General features: G+C 70.6%; 17 protein-coding genes and 1 pseudogene. 11 read left to right on the forward strand and 7 right to left on the reverse strand.

From position 1 onward, the window contains the following. Window positions 1–7: 7 nt before the first annotated feature. Entirely contained in the window at window positions 8–1327 is a 1320-nt protein-coding gene (locus HMPREF1529_RS05740; RefSeq protein WP_016464074.1) for an MATE family efflux transporter, read from the reverse strand. Between the two features lie 178 nt (window positions 1328–1505). Between HMPREF1529_RS05740 and HMPREF1529_RS05745 the strand changes: the two genes are divergently transcribed. Together HMPREF1529_RS05745 and HMPREF1529_RS05750 are read left to right on the forward strand one after the other, a co-directional pair. Continuing rightward, window positions 1506–3503, forward strand: a complete 1998-nt coding sequence (locus HMPREF1529_RS05745) for a M13 family metallopeptidase (protein WP_016464075.1) — start codon at window positions 1506–1508, stop codon at window positions 3501–3503. A gap of 89 nt (window positions 3504–3592) precedes the next feature. After that, window positions 3593–4540 (forward strand): serine hydrolase, encoded by a 948-nt coding sequence (locus HMPREF1529_RS05750; protein ID WP_232212064.1) that lies wholly within the window; start codon window positions 3593–3595, stop codon window positions 4538–4540. A 24-nt stretch (window positions 4541–4564) separates the two neighbouring features. On the opposite strand, the gene purU is transcribed toward HMPREF1529_RS05750, so the two are convergent. From purU to HMPREF1529_RS05765, 3 genes and pseudogenes are all read right to left on the reverse strand, one after another. Next, complete coding sequence (gene purU, locus HMPREF1529_RS05755) at window positions 4565–5446, reverse strand: formyltetrahydrofolate deformylase (protein WP_016464077.1); 882 nt, start codon at window positions 5444–5446, stop codon at window positions 4565–4567. A gap of 27 nt (window positions 5447–5473) precedes the next feature. Next, a pseudogene (locus tag HMPREF1529_RS16485) lies at window positions 5474–7058 on the reverse strand (amidohydrolase). Beyond that, the gene (locus tag HMPREF1529_RS05765) at window positions 7055–8524 is read right to left on the reverse strand and encodes an APC family permease (protein WP_016464081.1); all 1470 of its coding nucleotides are present in this window, start codon (window positions 8522–8524) and stop codon (window positions 7055–7057) included. The pseudogene HMPREF1529_RS16485 and the gene HMPREF1529_RS05765 overlap by 4 nt, the downstream one beginning before the upstream one ends. A 127-nt stretch (window positions 8525–8651) precedes the next feature. On the opposite strand from HMPREF1529_RS05765, the gene HMPREF1529_RS05770 reads away from it, so the two are divergent. Beyond that, complete coding sequence (locus tag HMPREF1529_RS05770; protein WP_016464082.1) at window positions 8652–9260, forward strand: TetR/AcrR family transcriptional regulator C-terminal domain-containing protein; 609 nt, start codon at window positions 8652–8654, stop codon at window positions 9258–9260. Window positions 9261–9284: 24 nt separating this feature from the next. On the opposite strand, the gene HMPREF1529_RS05775 is transcribed toward HMPREF1529_RS05770, so the two are convergent. Both HMPREF1529_RS05775 and HMPREF1529_RS05785 read right to left on the reverse strand, forming a co-directional pair. Next, entirely contained in the window at window positions 9285–10463 is a 1179-nt protein-coding gene (locus HMPREF1529_RS05775; protein ID WP_016464083.1) for a cobalamin-independent methionine synthase II family protein, read from the reverse strand. A gap of 201 nt (window positions 10464–10664) precedes the next feature. Beyond that, on the reverse strand, window positions 10665–12065 hold the full coding sequence (locus tag HMPREF1529_RS05785; RefSeq protein WP_016464084.1) for an MFS transporter: 1401 nt from the start codon (window positions 12063–12065) through the stop codon (window positions 10665–10667). 91 nt (window positions 12066–12156) lie between these two features. Here HMPREF1529_RS05785 and HMPREF1529_RS05790 point away from each other — a divergent pair, with 91 nt between their 5' ends. The 5 genes from HMPREF1529_RS05790 to menC all read left to right on the forward strand — a co-directional run bounded on the left by HMPREF1529_RS05790 (window position 12157) and on the right by menC (window position 15651). Further along, complete coding sequence (locus HMPREF1529_RS05790; protein ID WP_016464085.1) at window positions 12157–12897, forward strand: hypothetical protein; 741 nt, start codon at window positions 12157–12159, stop codon at window positions 12895–12897. Next, complete coding sequence (locus tag HMPREF1529_RS05795) at window positions 12894–13289, forward strand: hypothetical protein (RefSeq protein ID WP_016464086.1); 396 nt, start codon at window positions 12894–12896, stop codon at window positions 13287–13289. Before HMPREF1529_RS05790 ends, HMPREF1529_RS05795 begins: the two co-directional genes overlap by 4 nt. A 55-nt stretch (window positions 13290–13344) precedes the next feature. Beyond that, window positions 13345–13797, forward strand: a complete 453-nt coding sequence (locus HMPREF1529_RS05800; RefSeq protein ID WP_016464087.1) for a MarR family winged helix-turn-helix transcriptional regulator — start codon at window positions 13345–13347, stop codon at window positions 13795–13797. 55 nt (window positions 13798–13852) lie between these two features. Next, window positions 13853–14275: an organic hydroperoxide resistance protein gene (locus HMPREF1529_RS05805; RefSeq protein ID WP_005047915.1), complete on the forward strand. Its 423-nt coding sequence runs from the start codon at window positions 13853–13855 to the stop codon at window positions 14273–14275. A gap of 236 nt (window positions 14276–14511) precedes the next feature. Continuing rightward, window positions 14512–15651 (forward strand): o-succinylbenzoate synthase, encoded by a 1140-nt coding sequence (menC, locus tag HMPREF1529_RS05810; protein ID WP_016464088.1) that lies wholly within the window; start codon window positions 14512–14514, stop codon window positions 15649–15651. A 172-nt stretch (window positions 15652–15823) separates the two neighbouring features. Here menC and HMPREF1529_RS05815 read toward each other — a convergent pair whose 3' ends face one another. Next, window positions 15824–17191, reverse strand: coding sequence for an SPFH domain-containing protein (locus tag HMPREF1529_RS05815; protein WP_036282765.1), 1368 nt, complete (start codon window positions 17189–17191; stop codon window positions 15824–15826). Window positions 17192–17324: 133 nt separating this feature from the next. On the opposite strand from HMPREF1529_RS05815, the gene HMPREF1529_RS05820 reads away from it, so the two are divergent. The 3 genes from HMPREF1529_RS05820 to HMPREF1529_RS05830 all read left to right on the forward strand — a co-directional run bounded on the left by HMPREF1529_RS05820 (window position 17325) and on the right by HMPREF1529_RS05830 (window position 20079). Beyond that, window positions 17325–17696: a DUF4870 domain-containing protein gene (locus tag HMPREF1529_RS05820; RefSeq protein WP_036283032.1), complete on the forward strand. Its 372-nt coding sequence runs from the start codon at window positions 17325–17327 to the stop codon at window positions 17694–17696. A gap of 43 nt (window positions 17697–17739) precedes the next feature. Next, a complete protein-coding gene (locus tag HMPREF1529_RS05825) occupies window positions 17740–18519 on the forward strand; it encodes a bestrophin-like domain (protein ID WP_232212065.1) in 780 nt (259 codons plus the stop codon). Window positions 18520–18654: 135 nt separating this feature from the next. Then, the gene (locus HMPREF1529_RS05830) at window positions 18655–20079 is read left to right on the forward strand and encodes a sugar porter family MFS transporter (protein ID WP_442852579.1); all 1425 of its coding nucleotides are present in this window, start codon (window positions 18655–18657) and stop codon (window positions 20077–20079) included. Window positions 20080–20084 lie beyond the last annotated feature (5 nt).

Here is a 20084-nt window from a genome sequence, read left to right on the forward strand (position 1 = left end):
CGGCCGCTCACGCCCCGGCGGTGACCCACTCCGGCCGCCGCACGCGCCAGGCGAGCGTCGCGAGCCGCGCCAGCATGTAGACCCCGAAGAAGCAGACGGCGAGCCACATCAGGCCGATGGCCCCGGTCGGACGCGCGAGCCACAGCACCGCGAGGGCCGGCAGGTACGGGACGAGGTTGAGGCCGCCCGCCGCCGCGAGGTAGCGCACGTCGCCGGCTCCCATCAGCACGCCGTCGAGCACGAAGACCACACCGCACACCGGCTGCGCCACCGCCAGCACGAGGAGAGCGGGCTGCACGAGAGCGGCGACCTCGGGCGACCCGGTGAACACGAGTCCGATCACGCCGGAGAGCGCCGCGATCGCAGCGCCCACGATCACCCCGAACCACCCTCCCCACGCGACGGTGCGGCCGAGTACACGACGGACGAACAGCTCATCGCCGGCTCCGAGACCGCGGCCGATGAGAGCCTGCGCGGCGATCGCCAACGCGTCGAGCGCGAAGGCGGCGGTCGAGAAGATCGTGAACGCGACCTGCCATCCGGCCAGTTCGTCGGTGCCGAGAGCGGTCGCCGCGAACACGGTCGCGAGGAACGCCGCGCGCAACGACACGGTGCGCAGGAACAGCCAGCCTCCCGACGCGGCGGATCCGCGCAGTCCGTCGCGCTGCGGACGCAGGGATGCCGAGTGGCGCTGCGCCAGCCGGCCGATCACGACCGCGTAGGCGCCGACCATGCCCCACTGCGCCGCAACGGTCCCGGCCGCCGACCCGGCGATGCCCCACCCGAACCCGTAGATGAACAGGGCGTTCAGCGCCGCGTTGAGGGCGAAGCCGATCCCCGCGATCCACAGCGGCGTGACGGTGTCCTGCATGCCGCGCAGCAGGCCCGTCGCCGCGAACACGATGAGCATGGCGGGAAGGCCCCACATCGACAGCTGCAGGTAGATGAGCGCCTGGTGGGAGACATCGGGCGCCGCGCCGAACAGCGACACGAGCGCGGGTGTCGCCAGCGATCCGGCGATCGCGAGCACGACGCCCAGACCGAGAGCCAGCCAGAGGCCGTCGACGCCGGCTCGCACCGCGTCGGCATGATCACCGGCGCCGAAGCGACGCGCCACCGCGGGTGTGGTCGAGTAGGCGAGGAAGACCATGAGTCCGACGATCGTCTGGAGCACGGCCGATGCGATGCCGAGGCCCGCGAGCGGCACCACTCCCAGATGGCCGACGAGAGCCGCGTCGACGATGAGGAACAAGGGCTCTGCGACCAGCGCACCCAGGGCCGGCACCGCCAGCCGGAGGATCTCACGGTTGAGGGTGGGCGCGGCCATGCGTCGAGCCTACGGGCGGGCGCCGACGCGGCGCGTCGGTCGGGGCGGGGCGTTTCGACTCGTCGCGGTGCTCCTCGCTCAACGACCGGGGGGAGGGATGCCGCGCAACGATCGGGGGTGGGCGAACGGCGGGTGAACACGGATCGCGCGGACAGGACCGGCGCGTATCCTGTACGGCATGACCGCCCCCACCCTTCGCTCGGGTATCGAGCTGTCCGCGTTGAGCCCCGGCATCCGTCCTCAGGACGACCTGTTCCGTCACGTGAACGGCGCCTGGCTGGAACGTACGGAGATCCCCGACGACAAGGCGCGTTGGGGCTCGTTCCACCTGATCGCCGAGCAGGCCGAGAAGGACGTGCGGGCCATCATCGAGGAGTCGACGACGGCGGAGCCGGGCACGGAGGCGCGCAAGATCGGCGACCTGTTCGCGAGCTTCATGGACACCGAGCGCATCGAGCGGCTCGGGGCCGAGCCCCTCGCGGCCCAGTTGGCACGCGTGGACGCCATCGACTCCATCCCGGCGCTGCTGCGCACGGTCGGCGAGATGGAGCGGGAGGGCGTCGGCAGCATGATCGGCGTCTACATCGAGCCCGACCCGGGAAACCCCGAGCGCTACGTCGCGTTCTTCGTGCAGTCCGGTCTGTCGCTGCCGGATGAGAGCTACTACCGCCTCGACAACTTCGACAAGACCCGCATCGCCTTCCGCGAGTACGTGCAGACGGTTCTCGGTCTCGCAGGCGTAGGTGCGCAGGGTGAGGATGCCGGGCAGCAGGCCGATCGCGTGCTGGCGCTGGAGACCGAGCTGGCGAGCCACCACTGGGACAACGTGCGCACCCGCGACGCCGTCGCCACGTACAACCTCATGACGTGGGACGACGTGCAGCAGCTGGTCGGCGTCGATCTCACCCCGTGGTTGGATGCCGTCGCCCCCGGCCGCCGCGACGGCTTCGCCGAGATCAACGTGAACGAGCCCAGCTACTTCGAAGGGCTCGGCTCGCTGCTCGTCGAGGACCGCCTCGAGGACTGGAAGGCGTGGCTGCGCCTGCACATCGTGCGCGCCTCCGCAGCGTTCCTGTCGTCCGACTTCGTCGATGCGAACTTCGCGTTCTACGGCACCGAGCTCACGGGCGTTCCCGTCAATCGCGAACGGTGGAAGCGGGGCGTCAGCTTCGTCGAGGCGGCGATGGGTGAGGCTGTGGGCAAGGTCTACGTCGACCGTCACTTCCCGCCCGCAGCCAAAGAGGCGATGGACGAGCTCGTCGCGAACCTCATCGAGGCCTACCGGCGTTCGATCGAGACGCTCGAGTGGATGACGCCGGAGACCCGCGGGCGCGCCCTCGAGAAGCTCGCCGCGTTCACGCCCAAGGTCGGCTACCCCGTGACGTGGAAGGACTACGCGGCGCTGGAGGTCGACGCCGCCGATCTGATCGGCAACGTCCGCCGCACGAACGCGTGGGAACACGAACGGCAGATCGCCAAGCTCGGCGCCCCCATCGACCGCGACGAGTGGTACATGACCCCGCAGACGGTCAACGCCTACTACAACCCGCTGATGAACGAGATCGTGTTCCCCGCCGCGATCCTGCAGTACCCGTTCTTCGAGCTGGATCGGGATGCCGCGGCCAACTACGGCGGCATCGGCGCCGTGATCGGCCACGAGATCGGCCACGGCTTCGACGACCAGGGATCGGCCTTCGACGGCACCGGGGCCCTCCGCGACTGGTGGACGGATGACGACCGTGCCGCCTTCGAGCAGCGCACCGGCGCCCTCATCGCTCAGTACGACGCCCTCGTGCCGCAGGGCCTCGCCGCCGAGCACCACGTCAACGGCGCTCTCACGATCGGCGAGAACATCGGAGACCTCGGCGGGCTCGGCATCGCGATCAAGGCCTACCGCCTCTCGCTCGGCGCCGACACGACCGACGAGGATGCCGATGGTCCCGTGATCGACGGGTATACCGGCATCCAGCGGCTACTGCTCAGCTGGGCGCAGATCTGGCAGCAGAAGGGCCGCGAGGCCGAGACGATTCGCCTCCTGACCATCGATCCGCACTCGCCCAACGAGTTCCGCTGCAACCAGATCGTTCGCAACGTCGACGAGTTCTACCGCGCGTTCGACGTCACCGAGACCGACGCGCTGTGGCTCGACGCCGACCAGCGCGTCACCATCTGGTGACCACCGCGTCGCCGGGCCGGCGATCGTCGGCGCGGCGCCCGGGTCACGACACCGCCGGCAGCGACAACATCGAGAACGGAGCATCTCGCGTGGACAGTGCAGGTCGAGCATCGTCACCACGTCGCGGTGAGGTGCGCGCACCGCTGCGTGGCGAGGCGCGGGGCGAACGGCCCTCGACGCGACGCTCGCCCCGGCGCTCGTCGGGCCGTACCCGTTCGTTCTCGGCCGCGCTCGCCGCGCTCGACGCCGTCGCCGCAGCGGGGGCGCAGGTCTCGGTGTGCGTCACGGATCTGGACTCGGGCGAGACGGTGCTCGCGGGCGACGCGCACCTCGTGCTGCCCGTCGCGGGAATCGGCGTCGTGCCGCTGTTGATCGAGGTCGCCGCGCAGATCGACGCGGGCACGCTCGATCCGCTGCAGATCATCGAGCGCAGCTCGGTGCCGCCGGTCACGGTCGGCGGCCTCTGGCATCGGTTGGCTGCGCCCGCGCTGCCGGTGCGCGACCTGGCCGTGCTCGCCGCCGCGGCCTCCGACGCGGCCGCCGCCAATGCGCTGCTCGATCGGGTCGGCCTCGACGCCGTGCGGGCCCGTGTCGAGCAGATCGGGCTCGTCAAGACGGCGCTGATCGACGGCTTCCGCGACGAGCGCGGCCTCGATGACGCCCCACACGTGGGCCTCGCCTCGACGGGCGAACTCGTCACCCTCTTCGCCGGTCTCGTGAACGCGCAGGTCGTCTCGCCCGCGGTCAGCGCGCAGGTGTCGGAGTGGCTCAGCCTCAACCAGGATCTGGCGCTCGTCGCGGCGAGCACCGCGCTGGACCCGTTCGCGCACGACGACGACCGCCACGGGCTGCTCTTCGTCAACAAGACCGGGCGTGGCGACGGCATCCGCGCGGAGGCCGGAGTGATCGCCGGGCCCCGCGCCGGCGCCGCTTACGCGCTGATCGTCTGCTTCGACGACCTGTCGGTCGCGCATCGGCTGCGCGCGCACGAGGCGTTCCGCGCCCTCGGCCTCGACCTCATGGAGTACGTGTACTGACGGTTTCCCGCCGGCAGCACCGCGTCAGAAGACGATCGTGTGGTTGCCGTGACGGATGACGCGGTCCTCGGCGTGCCACAGCACCGCGCGGGAGAGCACCTGGCGCTCGACGTCGGCACCGCGGCGCGCGAGTTCCGCCGACGACTCGGCGTGGGTGACGCGCACGGTGTCCTGCTCGATGATCGGGCCCTCATCGAGGTCGCCGGTGACGTAGTGCGAGGTCGCGCCGATGAGCTTCACCCCGCGCGCCTTGGCCTTCTTGTAGGGCTCCGCGCCGATGAAGGCCGGCAGGAACGAGTGGTGGATGTTGATCACCGGCACCCCCAGCCGCTCGAGGAACTCGGGCGACAGGATCTGCATGTAGCGCGCGAGCACGACGAAGTCGACGTTGCCGACGAGCAGCTTCAGGATCTCCTCCTCCGACGCCGACTTGTCCGGCCCCGCGACCGAGGGCACATGGAAGAACGGCACGCCGAAGCTGCGGACGTCTTCGGCCGTCGTGGTGTGGTTCGAGATCACCATCGGGATGGTGACCGGAAGGTCGCCGCGGCGGTGGCGCCACAGCAGGTCGAGCAGGCAGTGGTCCTGCGTGCTCGCCAGGATCGCCATCCGCTTGGGAACCGACTGGTCGGTCAGCGACCACTCCAGCTCGAAGTCGGCGAGGGTGCGGGCGATATCGATCTCGATCGCGGGGCGCTCGAGCGCGAAGTCGGGGCGGTGGAACACCACGCGCTGGAAGTACGCCCCGCCGCGGTGGTCGTCGGAGAACTGGTCGAATGCCACGATGTTGCCGCCGATGCGGGTGATCATCGCCGAGACGGCCGCGACGATGCCGGGCTTGTCGCTGCCGTGCACGATGAGGCACGCGTGGTCGGCGGGGAGGTGGGGATCGTGCACGGGAGGCATGGATCGATTCTGCCCGATCGGCGCGCCTCACCCGCGCAGGTGGCGCACCCGCCCGTCGACCACGGTGGCGTTGACCGACAGGGCCGGGACGTCCTCCGGTGCGCACTGCGTCGGATCGGCGGCGAGAACCGTGAGGTCGGCGCGCATGCCCACCGCCAGCCGACCCTCGTCGGCCGCGTGCCCGGCGGCGGCGGCCGCGCCGGTCGTGTATCCGGCCAGCGCCTGCGCCGCCGACAACGCCTCGGCAGCTCCGACCGGCGGGGCGTCGCCGTGCCGGCGCGTCTGGGCCTCGGCGATGATCTCCCGCGGGTCGAACGGTGCGATCGGCCAATCCGAGCCCAAGGCGAGCATCACGCCGCGATCGGCGAGGGCGCGGGTGCGCCACGACTGCCCCGCCCGCGCCCGTCCGACGCGCGCTCCAGTTGTCGCGGCCGTCGGCGCGGATGAACCGCGTGCAGTGGGTGGGCTGCATGCTCGCGATCGCGCCGCTGCCGGCGACGGCGTCGACGATGTCGTCGCCGGTCAGCTCCAGGTGCTCGATCCGGTGCAGCGAGCCGGGGTGCGCGGCACGCGCGGCGGCGATGGATGCCGCGGCGTGGCGCACCGCGGCATCCCCGATCGCGTGGGTCGCCGTGGGGACCCGGGCCGCCGCGAAGCGCGCGATCGCCGCGGCGTAGCGCGCCGGCGACGGCCAGGTGCTGCGCACCGACTGTCCGTGGCAGTCGGCGTGGGTCAGCCACGCCGTGCCGTTGTCGATCGTCCCGTCGAGGAAGAACTTGACGCCGTGCAGCCGCCAGAGCCTGCCGCCCGATCCGGTGGCGCCGATGAGCGCGTCCCACTCCTGCTCCGTCGTCGACGGGTCGACCCACGGGTGGATCCGCAGGCGCAGCGGCATCCGATCCGCCTCCTCGACCGCCGCGTAGAGGGCTGCCGGGTCGCCCTCGAAGTCCATGACGTGCGCGCCGGTCAGACCCGCCGCGGCCATGCGCTCCAGGTGGCCGGCGAGGCGCTCGGCGACGTCGGCCAGCGGTTCGACCGGCACGAGTCGCTCGACCAGGTTGATCGCCTCGTGCTCCTGCAGCACCCCGGTCGGGGTGCCCTCGGCATCCACCGCGACGCCCGCGCCCGAGGGGAACGTGCGCGGACCGTCGACGCCCGCCCGGGCGAGCGCCGCGGAGCTGGCGAGGGCGGAGTGGGCGTCGAACATCCGCAGCAGCACGAGGGTGCCGTCGACCGCGGAGCCCAGAGAGGCGGCGGAGATCGGGGCGCCCTCCCACACATCGTGGGAGAGCCCCCAACCGAGCACCCAAGAACCCGGTGCGGCCTCGCGGCAGGCGCGCGTCAGGATCGTCCGGAGCTCGCCGAGAGTGCGGACACCCTGCAGGTCGAGCCCGCGCGACACCCGCGCACCGAGAACGGGGTGCGCGTGGGCGTCGACGAGGCCGGGGAGGACGACGCCGGGCAGATGCACGGTGCGTGTTCCCCGGCCGCCCCACTCGGAGGCGTCACGACGGTCGCCGATCGCGACGATCCGCCCGTCCGCGACGGCCAGAGCCTCGCCGGTCGTGCCATGGAGCGCGTCGGCGACGACGACGAGGTCGGCCGCGGTCACTGTTCCGGACCGCCGATGCCCGCGTAGGCGGCCGGTCGAGCGCGTCGCAGCACCTCGGCGAGCACGAGCCCGACGAGGAACGCCACCGGGATGACACCGATGATGACCGCGTTGGTCGTGTCGTCGGCGCCGGTCAGGACGCCGATGTTGACGACGATCAGCACGAGGAAGACGAGCATCAGCACGCCGCCGGCGATGCCCGCGGGCACCGCGTACCAGGGCCGGTCGGCGCGGCTGGCGCGGCGGACGAAGAAGACGACGACGGATGCCGCGGCCAGGATCTGCAGCACGACGACGCCGACGACGCCCGGGGTGTTGACCCAGATCAGCAGCTGGAGGTAGGGGTCGGCACCCGCGAGGGCGAAGCCGCCGACGATGATCGCGGCGAGGACCGACTGGGCGAGGCCGGCGACCCAGGGCGTGCCGTTGCGCGGACGGGTGCGGCCGAGCGCGGCGGGCAGCACGCCGTCACGGGCGAGGGCGTACGTGTACCGGTTGATCGAGTTGTGGAAGGCGAGCAGCGCGGCGAAGACGCTCGTGACGATCAGCAGCAGGAACACGCTCGTCGCGACCTGGCCGAGCCGGCTGCCCGCGGTGGCGAACAGGAACGTCTCGACGCCGTTCTCGCCGATGAAGGCCTGCACGGCGCTCTCGCCGTACGCCTGGACGAGCAGCCACGTCAGCACGAAGTAGAACAGCGTCATGGCGGCGACGGCGATATAGGTCGCGCGCGGGATCGTGCGGTGGGGGGTGCGCGCCTCGGCCCGGTACAGCACCGTCGACTCGAAGCCGATGAAGGCGGCGAAGGCGAGGCCCAGCACCACCGCGAACTGCGGCGTGAAGACGTTGACGGGGGCGAAGACGCCCGTGCCGAAGCCCTCGGGGCTGCCCCCGGTGACGAGGATCGCGACGCCGAGCACCGCGAGTGCGATGGTCTCGGCGACGAGCAGCACACCCAGCACGCGCGCCCCGATGTCGATACCGGTGAAGCCCATCGCCCACACGCCGACCAGAGCGACGCCGGCGAGGACGGGCCACGGCACGTCGATGCCGAAGACCGTGGCGAGCATGGCCTTGGCGTTCACGGCGAACAGGCCGTAGATGCCGATCTGCATGGCGTTGTAGGAGACGAGGGCGAGGATGCCGGCGCCGAGGGCCATGTGCTTGCCGAGGGCGGCGGCGATGTAGGTGTAGAAGCCGCCGGTGCGGGAGATGCGGTTGGTCATCGCCATGAAACCGACGGCGAAGATCGCCAGCGCGACGCCGACGACGAGGTAGGCCGTGGGGGCTGCGGGGCCGGCGATGAGGATGGCGAGCGGGACGGTTCCCGCGATGACCGTCAGCGGGGCGGCGGCCGAGACGACGAGGAACGTGATGCCCCTCGCGTCGAGGGAGTTCTTCTTCAGGGTGCCGATGGCACCGGACGGTTCCGCGGTCGCGGAGGGTGTGGGCGTCGCCGTTGACATGTGTCCTCCAAAGGGTGAGTCTGCCCCGGTCGATGCGCCGGGTTTATCTAACGGTGTTAGGCAGTATGTCTCTCGTATGCGTCGCCGACAAGTACGCTGTGTAACTGTCTTGTTTCGGGAGGTGCGTGTGGGCAGACCATCGGTGGCGCGGCTCTCGATCGAGGGCATCGTCGACGAGGCGCTCGCGCTCATCGACAGCGGCGACACCTTCTCGATGCGAGCCCTCGGCAAACGGCTCGGCGTCGCCGCGCCCTCGCTCTACTACCACGTGGGCGGACTCGACCACCTCGTCGACCTCATCCGCGATCGCATGGCGCGTGACTTCCCGCCCCCCGCGCCGGAGGGCGGGCGACCCTGGCGCGACGAGCTGGAGGCGATCCTCCGCTCGATGCGCGCCGGCTACGCCGCCCACCCGCGTCTGGTCGCCCTCCTCGTCGGCACCCCGATCACCTCCGAGACGGTGCTCGGCATCTACGAGCGGATGGCGGCGGCGCTGCACGCCGCCGGCTTCGCCCCGCACGCCGTCTCGGTCTACCTCGAAGCGCTCGACAGCTTCGCCCTGGGCGTCGCGCTCGAACGTGCCGCCCCGTCCGAGGTGTGGCGGACGTCTCCCGCGACGGGCGCGCTCGCCGCGGCGAGCAGCGCATGGACGGATGCCGACGCGCGCCTGGATGCGGCCTTCGAGCTCGGCCTGCAGGCCCTGCTCGACGCGATCGATCGCGCCGCGCGCGGCTGACGCCCCGGCATCCGGTCCCGCGGCTCAGACCCAGCGCGCGCCCGCGCCGAGCGTCTCGAGCTTCGCCCAGGCGATGTCGGGGTGGATGCGGCCGCCGAGGCCGCAGTCCGTCGACGCGATGACCCGGTCGGCGCCGACGATATCGGTGAAGCGGCGGATGCGCTGCGCGACCAGTTCGGGATGCTCCACGACGTTCGTGGCGTGGCTGACGACGCCGGGCACGAGCACGAGGTCATCGGGCACGGCGGCATCCGCCCACGCGCCGAACTCGTGCTCGTGGCGGACGTTGCCCGCCTCGAACGAGATCGAGCCGACGTTCGCCTGCAGCACGACGGGCAGGATGTGGCGCAGCTCGATGTCCGTGGTGTGGGGGCCGTGCCACGACCCCCAGCACAGGTGCAGGCGCACCTGCTCCTTGGGCAGCCCCGCGATGGCGTGGTTGATCGCGTCGATGCGGATCTTCGTGAACGCCTGGTAGTCGGCGATCGAAGGCTCCGGGGAGATCTGGTCGAAGTTCTCGGCGAGCGAGGGGTCGTCGAGCTGCAGGATGAGACCCGCCTCGACGATCGCCCGGTACTCCTCGCGCAGCGCCTCGGCCCACGCGAAGATGTGCTCCTCGTCGGTGGCGTAGTAGTCGTTGCGCACGCGCGCCGCGGATCCGGGCGCGATCGCGGTGAGGAAACCCTGTTCGCCCGGTCGCAGCGCCGCGGTGAGGTGGCGGATGTCGGAGGCCACGGCATCCTGGCCCCGGTACGCGAGCGGTCCGGTGGTCGTGGGGAAGGCGGTCGCGGTGCGTCCGGCCTCGACGGCCTCGGCGTACACGGCGGGGAACCGCTGGCGGTCGCGGCGATCGAGGAAGCTCGTCAGGCGGATCGCGCCCGGCTCGGAGCGCACCGGCGGCTCGTTGAAGGCGTTGATCTCGGTGAGCGACAGGCCGCTCACCCGCTGGAACGAGTACGACCACCAGGCGCCGTAGTCGACGGCGTTCGACATGGCCTTGCCGAACTCGCCGTCGCCGACCAGGGTGATGCCGGCGGCCCGCTGGCGCTCGACGACGTCGGCGACGGCCTGGGCCGTGAGCGTCTCGAACTCGGGCGTCGACAGCAGCGTGAAGCCGTCGTCGGCGAGGCTGCGGGCGGCGTTCGCCTCGATGAGGGCGGCGGTGCGCGGCAGGCTGCCGGAGGTGGTGGTGGCGACGGACATGGTTCTCCTCCTGAGGACGATGGCCCACGACGCGGGCGGGTGTCAGAAGGCTCTTGCAGCGGCGACGGTCACCGGCTGCTCAAGGCGGAGGCTTCCGGTTTTCGAGCCGTCGTCAGGATACGGCGCGACGGGCGTGCGTGAGGCTGTGTGACACCGGGTGACACGGCACCGGAACGCGGATGCCGTGGTCAGCGCGCGCCGCTAGTGACCGTTCGGCAGCGCCGGGTGGTGCTCGGCGGCGGGGCGCAGCGGGATGAAGGCGGCGACCGTGAGTGCGATCACCGCGGCGACCAGTCCCAGCCAGAACGACACCTGGAAGGCGGAGGCCGTGGGAACGGTGCGTCCGTCCTGCACGCTCGACATGCTCGCGAGCACGGCGCCGACCACCGCCGCCGCCGAACTCGTCCCGAGTGAGCGGAAGAGGGCGTTCAGGCCGTTCGAGGCGCCCGTCTCGCTCTGGGGGACCGAGCGCATGATGAGCATGGGCATGGCCGCGTAGCCGAAGCCGATCCCCACGCCGATCAGGAGGTTCGCGATGAGGATGTGCCAGACGGCGGACGCGAGAAGGAGGCTGAAGCCGTACGCCGCGATGAGGGCGATCGCGCCCAGGATGAGCAGGCGGCGCGGGCCGACGGTGCTCGCGAGGCGCCCGGAGAACGGGGAGAGCACCATCATCACCAGGCCGGAGGGCATGATCACCAGGCTCGCCGCCAGCAGGGTGAGCCCGAACCCGGTCGGCGCGGGCAGCTCCAGCAGTTGCGGGTAGGAGACGTTGGAAGAGAAGAGCGAGAAGCCCATCGCGACCGAGGCGATGTTGGTGAGCAGGACGGGGCGTCGGGCGGCGACCCGCAGGTCCAGCAGAGGCTCCGGGATGCGCAGCTCGTACCATCCCCACACGAGCAGCACCGCCACCCCGCCGAGGCCACAGCCGAGCGTCGCCGCCGACCCCCAGCCCCAGGCGTCGCCGCGCGAGATCGCCAGCAGGATGCCGAGAAGCCCCACCGCCAGCCCGAGCGCACCGGCGTAGTCGAAACGGCCCGCGGTGCGCAGGACGCTCACGGGGACGACGAGAAGGACGAGGACGAACACGACGGCGCCGAGGACCGCGGCCGTCCAGAACAGCGCGTGCCAGTCGGCGTTCTCCGTCACCAGCGCGCTGATGGGAAGCCCGAGCGCGCCTCCGACGCCGAGAGTCGCACTGATGAGGGCGATGGCCGGGTCGACCCGGTCTTCGTGGAGCACATCGCGCAGGATGGATATCCCCAGGGGGATCACGCCGGTCACCGCGCCCTGTAGGGCGCGGCCGACGATCAGCCAGATCAGTCCGGTCGACACGGCGGCGATCACCGACCCGACCACCAGCGTCGCCAGCAGCACCAGGACGATGCGCCGCTTGCCGTACATGTCGCCCAGGCGTCCGGCGATGGGCGTGATGACGGCGGCCGCGAGCAGTGTCGCGGTGACCACCCATGCGGTGTCGTCGCGGTTCGCGTGCAGCAGATCCGGCAGGCGCGTCTGAATGGGAACAACGAGCGTGAACATGAATGACGAGGCGAGTCCAGCCAGGGCCAGCACGGCGACGATCGCGCCCTGCGGCGGCATCCGGGTCAATCGTCGTCGGGCATCGTCATCAGCGGGCATCCTTTCAGGCTATCGGCCGCCTGATGCGGTGGCTCCGGCATAGGGTGACGGCATGGCGGACCTCGACAGCCGGACCCTCGACGGGTTTCGCATCCGGCCCCTTCGCACGATGGAGCAGATCGCGGCGGCATCCGCCGTGCTCAGCGAGGTGTGGGGCGGTGACCGCACGGGCATGCCGCCGAACCTCCTGCGTGCGCTCGCGCACGTCGGCAATTACGCCGTCGGCCTCTACGCCGGCGCCGGCTCCGCATCGGAGCGCATGATCGGGGCCTCGGTCGGCTTCTTCGCCGCCCCCGACGACCGTTCGCTGCACTCGCACATCACCGGCATCGTCGACGGCCATCGCGGGCGGGGGCTCGGACGGCTGCTGAAGCAGCACCAGCGCGAGTGGGCGCTGGCGCGGGACGTCCACCGGATCACGTGGACGTTCGACCCGCTCGTCGCCCGCAATGCCTCGTTCAACCTTCGCGTGCTCGGCGCACGGGTGGGGGAGTACTACGTGGATCACTACGGCGCGATGGACGACGGCGTGAACCGCGGTGACGAGACCGACCGCATCTTCGCCGTCTGGGACCTGGATGCGCCCGCCGCCCCGCCGCGCGAGCAGGACATCGTCACCACCGTGGAGGTTCCCGCCGACATCGAACGGCTCCGCCGAGATGCCCCGGGTGAGGCACTGGACTGGCGGTACCGCGTGCGGGAGGCGTTCCTCGGGCTGACCGAGGACGGCTTCACGGTGGGTGGGTTCGACGAGCGCGGCTACCTCTTCGTGCGCCCCGGGGTGGCGTCGTGAGTGGAGGCGGGGCCGTTCCCGACGACTGGACTCCCCACCGTCGCGACGACGGCGAGCGGTTGGGGTGGATCCGGCCCGACGGCGACGCGTGGACGGCGATCGACGTGCTGGGGCGGGTGGTCGCGGCATCCGTCGAGTGGCTGGATGCCGAGGAGGCGCTCGAGCAGCGCGGCCTCGCTTTCCTTGCCGAGCCTTGGATGCTCGAGCGCGGCGAGGGCACGCCGGTGCGGGTCCGGCTCGTCGAGGTGACGCCGGCGCGGATCGTCGTCAAGGTCGACGACTACGGCGACATGAGCCGGCCGCACGAGGGCATCGTGCTGCCGTGGCCCCTGCCGCCGCAGCTGCGTCCGCCGCGGCCGGGCGATCCGGACGGGTTCACCCTGTCGCGCTGAGGAGCGCCTCACGCGAAATATTGTGCACAACTGAATTGTGTGCAATGCTTTTCGCATGCCCGCTCCCGCCACACTCGACGAGTTCGTCTGCTTCGCTATGTACACCGCCTCGCACGCGACGACGCAGGCCTACCGCGAGCTGCTGAAGCCCTGGAAGCTCACCTACCCGCAGTACCTCGCGATGGTCGTGCTCGCCACGGGCGAGCGCACCGTCAGCGGCCTCGGCGAGGAGCTCGCACTGGACTCCGGCACCCTGTCGCCCCTGCTGCGGCGGCTCGAGGACCGCGGGCTGGTCTCGCGCCGGCGGGATGCCGCCGACGAGCGCGTGGTGCGGGTCGCTCTCACCGCCGCCGGTCGTGACGTGCACGCCGAGGTCGTCGCCGCGGCCGGCTGCCTCGTCCCGGCCTTCGTCGACAGCGGGCGCAACCTCGGCGACCTGCTCGACCAGCTCGCCGCCATCACCGCCAACATGCGCGCGCTCGCCGCCGACCTGCGCGCGGCCGCCTGAGCGCCGGTCCACGCACGTCGCTGCGGCCCCTCCCACCTCCACGAAAGGAACACCCATGGAAACCCTCTACACCGCCGAAGCCCTCGCCACCGGTGGCGGCCGAAACGGACACGTCCGCACGACCGACGGCATCCTCGACTTCGACGTGCGCGTCCCCAAGGAGATGGGCGGTGCCGGTGAGGCGCCCAACCCCGAGCTGCTCTTCGCCGCCGGTTACGCGGCATGCTTCCACAGCGCGCTGCAGAGCGTCGCCCGCGCGCAGAAGGTGAGCATCGAGGGCTCGAGCGTCGGCTCCCGGGTCGGCATCGGCCCGAACGGCCAGGGGGGCTTCCAGCTGGCGGTCGAGCTCGAGGTCAACATCCCCGACGTCGACCTCGCCGTGGCTCAGCAGCTCGCTGACGCGGCGCACCAGGTGTGCCCGTACTCGAACGCCACGCGCGGCAACATCGAGGTCAACGTCACCGTCGTCGACGACTGATTTCGCGAACCTGCGTCATATCGCACGGCATCCGTCATCTCTTGAGTGAAGACCTTGAGAGGACGGATGCCGTGCGCATTTTCATCACCGCCATCACCGAAGCCCTGCTGCCGCGGCCACCGCGTCGCAGCACCTACGTCGCCCCGCGCTTCGCCCTGCTGCGAGCGCCCCGCTGAGCAGGCCCGGCGGCGCGCGCCGTCCGGGTGCCCGCGGGGCGCGCGGCGTAGCCTGAGCGCATGCCGATCGTCCGCCCCGCCGCGCCCGTGCGCATCGACGCCGTCGAGCTGCGGGTGCTCCACCTGCCGCTCGTCTCGCCGTTCACGACGTCGTTCGGCACCGAGACCGTACGCGAGGTCATCGTGGTGCGCGTTCGCACCGGCGACGGCGACGGGTGGGGAGAGATCGTCACCCAGCAGGCGCCCCTCTATTCCAGCGAGTACACGCAGGGCGCGTGGGACGTCACCCAGCGCTTCCTCGCGCCGGCGCTGTTGGATGCCGCGGCGGAGGGTGTCGCGCCCGAGCAGGTATCGACCGTCCTCGCGCCGTTCGTCGGGCATCGCATGGCCAAGGCGGGGCTCGAGCTGGCCGTTCTCGACGCGGCCCTCCGTGCCGCTGGGCGCCCGCTGGGCGAGTACCTCGGTGCCACGGTCGACCGCGTGCCGAGCGGTGTCTCGGTCGGCATCCAACGCGACCCGTCGGCCCTCGTCGACGCCGTCGGCGGCTACCTCGACGACGGCTACGTGCGTATCAAGATCAAGATCAAGCCCGGGCGCGACGTCGCCGACACCGCGGCGGTACGTGACGCGTTCGGGGCGATTGCGCTGCAGGTCGATGCGAACTCCGCCTACACGCTCGAGGATGCCGACACCCTCGCCGAGCTGGACCGCTTCGACCTCCTACTGATCGAGCAGCCCCTGCAGGAGGACGACATCGTCGACCATGCCGCGCTGGCCGCGCGTCTTCGCACGCCGATCTGCCTCGACGAGTCGATCGTGTCGGCCAAGGCGGCGCGCGATGCGCTCGCCCTGCGCGCCGCCGCGATCATCAACATCAAGGCGGGCCGCGTCGGCGGCTACCTCGAGGCCGTGCGTGTGCACGATCTGTGCCGCGAGGCGGGGGTGCCTGTCTGGTGCGGAGGGATGCTGGAGACCGGCATCGGCCGCGCGGCCAACGCGGCGCTGGCCGCGCTCCCCGGATTCACGCTGCCCGGCGACCTCTCGGCATCCGACCGCTTCTACGCGCGCGACATCGTGCGCGAGCCGATCGTGTTGGATGACGGGCACGTGCGTGTGCCGACCGCGCCCGGCATCGGCGTCGAGATCGATCCCGTCGCGCTCGAAGACGCGACCGTCGCGCGCGTCGAACTGCGACGCTGACCGCGCAGGCGAGCGGTCGGAAAGCGCCGCCCACCGGAGGCAATCGGCCGAGAACAGGCGAAATCGCGGCGAGTCGGCCTGCCCCGGGCAGATTGCCTGCGCTCGCTCAACGACCGGGGCGTGAGGCTTCCCCGGTCGTTGAGCGACGAGCGCAGTGAGGAGTCGAAACGCGTCAGCTCTCGGTCGTGACCGGCTGCTCTTCTCGGAACCCCTGCGCCATGCCGCGGCCCGTGGCCTGGCCCTGGATGACCTGGCGCAGGTCGATGCCGGTGGCCGCCTGGATCGCGTCGAAGCTCGCCCGCATGCTCGAGGCCGACTCGGCGGCCATATGGCTGGACGCGCCCTCACCGCCGAGCACCGTGATCGAGCCGACCTTGTCGAAGCCGCGCGCGAACTCGGTCATCATCGGCACCAGCGCCTCGAGCGCGCGCTGGGCGAGAAGAGCCTCCTGATTCTTGGAGAGGGCCTCGGCCTCGGCCTCGATGGCCGCGGCGCGGGCCTCTCCGACGAGGCGCACCGCGTCGGCCTCGGCCTGGGCGCGCAGGCGGGTCGCCTCCGCCTCCTGCGCGGCGATCTGGGCGCGGGCCTCCGCCGCCTTGACCTCGCCGTAGGCCGCGGCGTCCGCGGCGCGCTGACGCTCGTAGAGGGAGGCGTCGGCGACCTTCTTGATATCGGCATCCAGCTGCGCCTGCTTGTTCTCGGCGCCCTGCAGCAGCACCGCCTGCTCCCGCTCGGCGCGGGCGAGTGCTTCGGCCTGCTCGGCCTCGGCGCGGGCGCGACCGACCTCGGCGGCCGCGGCGGCGGAGTTCTTGTCGAACGCGGTCTGCTCGACGAGGTTCGCCTCTTCGGTGGCGATCTGGCGCGCACGCACCTCGCGCGCGGCGTTGATGCGGGCGACTTCGGCCTCGCGGCGCACGCGCTCCACCTCCGTGGCGCCGAGGGCGTCGATGTAGCCGTTCTTGTCGGTGACACCCTGGATCTGGAACGAGTCGAGGATGAGGCCCTGGGCCAGCAGATCGCTCTTGATGCCCTCGGCGATCTGGTCGGACAGCTTCTGACGGTCCTTCATGAGCTGCTCGACGGTCAGCGTCGCGACCACGCCGCGCAGCGCGCCCTCGAGCTGCTCGGTCGTGAACTGCTCGATCGCGCCGTCCTGCGAGAGGAAACGCTCCGCCGCGCGACGGACGAACTCGGGGTCGGAGCCGATCTTGACCAGTGCGACGCCCGAGACGTTGACCGTCACGCCGTTGGACGCCTGCGCCGTCGGCTCCATCTTGATCTGCCGGGCGCGCAGCGAGATCATCTCGGCGCGCTGCGTCAGCGGGTTGACCAGGGCGCCCCCGCCGGTGATGACCGAGATGCGCGACGACTCGCCGCTGGCACTCTTCTGGTTCTTTCCCACGATGACCAGGGCCTGGTCCGCCTTGGCGACCTTGTACCAGGCGCGGACCATGATGAGGAGGAAAACGAGGAGAACGATGGCGGCGACGACGACGATGCCGACGATCACCAGTGCTCCTCCGGCGGCGAGAATATCCACGTAACGAACCCACTTCCTTTGTGTTGCCGATGTCCTTCGACCGTATCGAATGCGACACAAGGATGCCGAGGACGGCGCGGATCTCGGGATAACCCCCTCGGCGTCGGCGTCGTCGGACCCCTACGCTGATCGCATGACCACTCCGCAGTACCCGCAGCCCGCGGCCCAGCCCGGCCCGCAGCCGATGAACCCGTCCGACGAGAAGATGTGGGCGACCCTGATCCACGTCGGCGGCATCTTCTACTTCCTGCCGTCGCTGATCGGATACCTCGTCCTCAAGGACCGCGGCCCGTTCGTGCGGGCACACACGGCCACCGCGCTGAACTTCCAGCTCACCATGCTGATCGCGTCCCTGGTCGGCACCGTGCTCTCCATCATCGGCATCGGACTGGTGATCCTTCTCGCCGTCTACGTGGTGAACATCGTCTTCTCGATCATCGCCGCCGTGACGGCGAACAAGGGGGAGTGGTACACCTACCCGCTCTCGATCTCGTTCGTCAGCTGACCCGCGCCCGACGACGCTCCACCGAACCATGATCGTCGCGCTGATGGACGCGCCCCTGTGGCTGGGGATGACGGTCTTCTGCGTCGGCTTCGTCGGCCTGTCGTGCCTGATTCTGCTGGCACTGCGGCGGTGGGTCGCACGCATGGCGCACGATCAGTCCGAGTGGGATCGCGTCCTCAGCTACGCGGTGGGCGCCTATGGGGTGTTCTACGGCGTCACGCTCGCGCTCATCGCCGCCGCCTCCTACTCCACGTACGCCGATGTGGACCAGGTCGCTCTCGATGAGTCCTCCTCCATCGCTGTGCTGTACCGCTCTGCGGAGGACTTTCCCGAGCCGCAACGGGCCGAGCTCCGGGACGCGCTCGTCACGTACACGCGGAACGTCATCGAGGTCGACTGGCCGCAGCAGGCGCAGCTCATCGAGCCGGTGAGCGGGGATGCCGACGTGACGGCCATCCAGCGGGCGATCACGGGCTTCATCCCCGGAAACGCCCGCGAGATCAACGTCCAGGCCCAGACGCTGCAGTCCTTCGAGGCGTTCGTCGGACAGCGGCGCGAGCGGATCGAGGTGACGGATCTCGGCCTCCCCAGCATCCTGTGGACGGTGCTCTGGGTGGGGGCGCTGCTGAACGCGATCCTGCTGTCGCTCATCCAGGTGCGAAACCTCCGCATCCACCTCATCATGGCGGGGCTCATCGCCGTCTTCGTCGCCCTGCTGCTCTACGCCGTCGCGAGCTTCGACCGCCCCTACTCCGGGCCGATCTCCGTCACCCCGGCCTACTACCAGTCGCTGCTGGACGGCCTCTTCCAGCGCGTCCCCTAGCGGCATCCGCGGCGGCGGCGACGCTGCCTCTACCACGCGCAGGGCACATTCGGCGAGGGCGCCCTCTGCCGGGCGAGGCGGGTCTATCGTTTTCCAGTGACCTCGACCGACTCCCTCCCCGCCGGCACGTTCTCGATGAAGAGCCCGTATGGGCGAAGGGCGGCGGCACTCTCGGTCGCCGCCGCGGTGGGCGGGTTCCTGTTCGGCTTCGACTCGTCGGTGATCAACGGTGCGGTCTCCTCCATCGAGTCCACCTACACGAAGGACGCTCTTCTCACCGGGTTCGTCGTCGCCGTCGCCCTGCTCGGCTGCGCGCTCGGGGCGATCATCGCCGGAGCCCTCTCCGATCGCTGGGGCCGGCTGCGCGTCATGCTCCTCGGCTCCGCCATGTTCCTCGCGAGCTCGATCGGCTCGGCGCTGACCTTCAGCGTTCCCGACCTCATCGTCTGGCGCGTCCTGGGCGGCATCGGCATCGGCATCGCGTCGGTCGTCGCTCCCGCCTACATCGCCGAGGTCGCACCGCGTCAGGTGCGCGGCAGTCTCGCCTCTCTGCAGCAGCTCGCGATCACGATCGGCATCTTCACCGCATTGCTCAGCAACGCGGTGCTCGCCGGTGCCGCCGGCAGTGCCGACAACGTGCTGTGGTGGGCCCTCGAAGCGTGGCGGTGGATGTTCCTCATCGGTGTCATCCCGGCCGCGGTCTACGGCATCCTCTCCCTTACAATGCCGGAGTCTCCGCGATTCCTGCTCGCCAAGGGACGCAACGACGAGGCGCGCGCGATCTTCGAGCGACTCGTTCCCGCCGCCGACCTCGACAAGACGATGAACGAGCTGATCAGCGGCATCGAAGACGACCGCAAGAACCGGAGCGCCTCCCTGCGTGGAAAGGTGCTGGGTCTGCAGCCCGTCGTCTGGATCGGCATCCTGCTGTCGGCCTTCCAGCAGCTCGTCGGCATCAACGTCATCTTCTACTATTCGACGACGCTGTGGCGTGCGGTCGGATTCGATGAGAGCAACTCGCTGCTCATCAGCGTCTTCACGTCCGTGACGAACGTGCTGGTGACCCTCGTCGCGATCTTCCTCGTGGACCGCGTGGGACGCAAGCCGATCCTGATGACCGGTTCGCTGGTGATGACCCTGTCGCTGGGCACGATGGCGGTGGCCTTCGCGTTCGCGCAGACCGTGGACGGCGAGGTCACCCTGCCCGGTGCGTGGGGTCCGATCGCGCTCGTGGCCGCCAACCTGTTCGTCGTCGGGTTCGGCGCCTCGTGGGGCCCCATCGTCTGGGTGCTGCTCGGGGAGATCTTCCCCAGCCGCATCCGCGGCAAGGCCCTCGGTGTCGCGGCGAGTGCCCAGTGGATCGCGAACTTCCTCGTGTCGTGGACCTTCCCCCAGCTTGCGGCGTTCTCGCTGCCGTTCACCTACGGCATGTATGCGCTCTTCGCCGCGCTGTCGTTCGTCTTCGTGCTGTGGAAGATCCCCGAGACGAAGGGCATGGCGCTCGAGCAGAGTGAGACCCTCTTCGTTCGCAAGCCGAAGGCTGCCGCGCGGGCCCGCTAACTCCG

The sequence above is a fragment of the Microbacterium sp. oral taxon 186 str. F0373 genome (assembly GCF_000411455.1).
In the GTDB taxonomy this organism is placed as follows: Bacteria; Actinomycetota; Actinomycetes; order Actinomycetales; family Microbacteriaceae; genus Microbacterium.

Coding starts and splice junctions, on each gene's coding strand:
- HMPREF1529_RS05820 (WP_036283032.1), top strand. CDS start 17,325: ATGACCACTCCGCAGTACCCGCAGCCCGCGGCCCAGCCCGGCCCGCAG.
- HMPREF1529_RS05800 (WP_016464087.1), top strand. CDS start 13,345: ATGCCCGCTCCCGCCACACTCGACGAGTTCGTCTGCTTCGCTATGTAC.
- HMPREF1529_RS05785 (WP_016464084.1), bottom strand. CDS start 12,065: ATGCCGCCGCAGGGCGCGATCGTCGCCGTGCTGGCCCTGGCTGGACTC.
- HMPREF1529_RS05825 (WP_232212065.1), top strand. CDS start 17,740: ATGGACGCGCCCCTGTGGCTGGGGATGACGGTCTTCTGCGTCGGCTTC.
- menC (WP_016464088.1), top strand. CDS start 14,512: ATGCCGATCGTCCGCCCCGCCGCGCCCGTGCGCATCGACGCCGTCGAG.
- HMPREF1529_RS05765 (WP_016464081.1), bottom strand. CDS start 8,524: ATGTCAACGGCGACGCCCACACCCTCCGCGACCGCGGAACCGTCCGGT.
- HMPREF1529_RS05790 (WP_016464085.1), top strand. CDS start 12,157: ATGGCGGACCTCGACAGCCGGACCCTCGACGGGTTTCGCATCCGGCCC.
- HMPREF1529_RS05740 (WP_016464074.1), bottom strand. CDS start 1,327: ATGGCCGCGCCCACCCTCAACCGTGAGATCCTCCGGCTGGCGGTGCCG.
- HMPREF1529_RS05745 (WP_016464075.1), top strand. CDS start 1,506: ATGACCGCCCCCACCCTTCGCTCGGGTATCGAGCTGTCCGCGTTGAGC.
- HMPREF1529_RS05805 (WP_005047915.1), top strand. CDS start 13,853: ATGGAAACCCTCTACACCGCCGAAGCCCTCGCCACCGGTGGCGGCCGA.
- HMPREF1529_RS05830 (WP_442852579.1), top strand. CDS start 18,655: ATGAAGAGCCCGTATGGGCGAAGGGCGGCGGCACTCTCGGTCGCCGCC.
- HMPREF1529_RS05775 (WP_016464083.1), bottom strand. CDS start 10,463: ATGTCCGTCGCCACCACCACCTCCGGCAGCCTGCCGCGCACCGCCGCC.
- purU (WP_016464077.1), bottom strand. CDS start 5,446: ATGCCTCCCGTGCACGATCCCCACCTCCCCGCCGACCACGCGTGCCTC.